This window comes from Pseudomonas sp. JL2, assembly GCF_031570495.1.
GTDB lineage: Bacteria > Pseudomonadota > Gammaproteobacteria > Pseudomonadales > Pseudomonadaceae > Aquipseudomonas > Aquipseudomonas rhizophila.
The window spans coordinates 1-1314 of the sequence record NZ_JAKUDH010000066.1; the positions used below are offsets into that span (position 1 = coordinate 1).

Consider the following 1314-nt stretch of genomic DNA (forward strand, 5'->3'; position numbering starts at 1 on the left):
GTGTCTCGTCCTGAATAAGGTTTACACCTTCTGACCTATCCTCAGGAGGAACCAATGGATTCAGGAAGAAGGCGTAGTCAGCGTGATTACACGCTGGGCTTTAAATTGGCGGTTGTCGATCAGGTTGAGAAGGGCGAACTGAGTTATAAAGAGGCTCAACGGCGTTATGGGATTCAGGGCCGGTCGACTGTGTTGGTATGGTTACGCAAGCATGGGCGGCAGGACTGGAGCCAAGGCGCCTCCATTCGTGCCCAGAGGAACCGACCGATGGCCGAGCCAAATTTGCCGCTGACACCAGAGCAGCGAATCAAGGAGCTGGAAGAAAAGCTGGCCCTTGCCAACCAGAAAGCCCAATTTTTTGAAGCTGTCGTTGACGTGCTGAAAAACGATTACGGTGTTTCTGTCGTAAAAAAGCGATCCGGCAAGTCCTCAGCCAAGGGCAAATCGAAGGCCTGAGTGTCACCAGGGCTTGCCAGTTTCTGGGCATCTCACGGCAGGCGTATTACAAGCGCAATCGAGCTTACGACGCGCAAGCTAGCCATGCGCAAAAGGTGCTGGGGTTTGTGCTGGAGGCACGCCTTGAAATGCCTCGGTTGGGCACCCGTAAGCTGCATGGGCTAATGCAAGCCGAACCTGAACTAACGCAAACGGTAGGCCGAGATCGATTGTTCGATATTCTGCGAGACCAGCGACAACTGGTCCCACGCAAACGCGCTTATCACAAGACTACCGACAGTCATCATCGCTTCCGTCGACATCCGAATCGGCTCAAGCCCGGCCCTGACCAAGTCACTGCCACCGGCCCGGAACAGGTGTGGGTGGCGGATATAACCTATTTACCGACCGAGCAAAGCGTCGCTTACGTAAGTCTGGTCACTGATGCGTTCTCGCGCAAAATAGTCGGCCATCATGTGCATGAAAGCCTGCATACCGAGTCAGTCATCCGGGCGATGACGAAAGCTCTTCGACACCGAAGAACCAATCAGCCACTGGTACATCACTCCGATCGGGGCTCGCAATACTGCTCTGATCTCTACCAAAAGCTGCACGCCAAGCATGGCGTCAGGTGTTCGATGACGGATGGCTACGACTGCTACCAGAATGCCCTAGCGGAACGAGTGAATGGGATTCTGAAAACAGAATTTCTTTTACACCGTCCCAAAGACCTCGCCCAAGCCAAGCGCATGGTTGAGGAATCGATAGAAATCTATAACCGTAAGCGACCTCATTTGGCCCTGAAATACAAAACGCCCGATGCGGTGCATCGGGCGTTTTGAGACTGAAACAGGTGTAAACCTATTTCAGGACTAGACA

General features: G+C 53.3%; 1 protein-coding gene. It reads left to right on the top strand.

Annotation, left to right across the window (positions count from 1 at the left end):
* The first annotated feature begins 54 nt into the window (after positions 1–54).
* Positions 55–1277 (top strand): IS3 family transposase gene (locus MKS85_RS28760; protein ID WP_139051244.1). Its coding sequence is split into 2 segments (ribosomal slippage): positions 55–406 and positions 406–1277, totalling 1224 coding nucleotides; the frame shifts between segments, so codons are not numbered across the junction.
* The last annotated feature ends 37 nt before the right edge of the window (positions 1278–1314 follow it).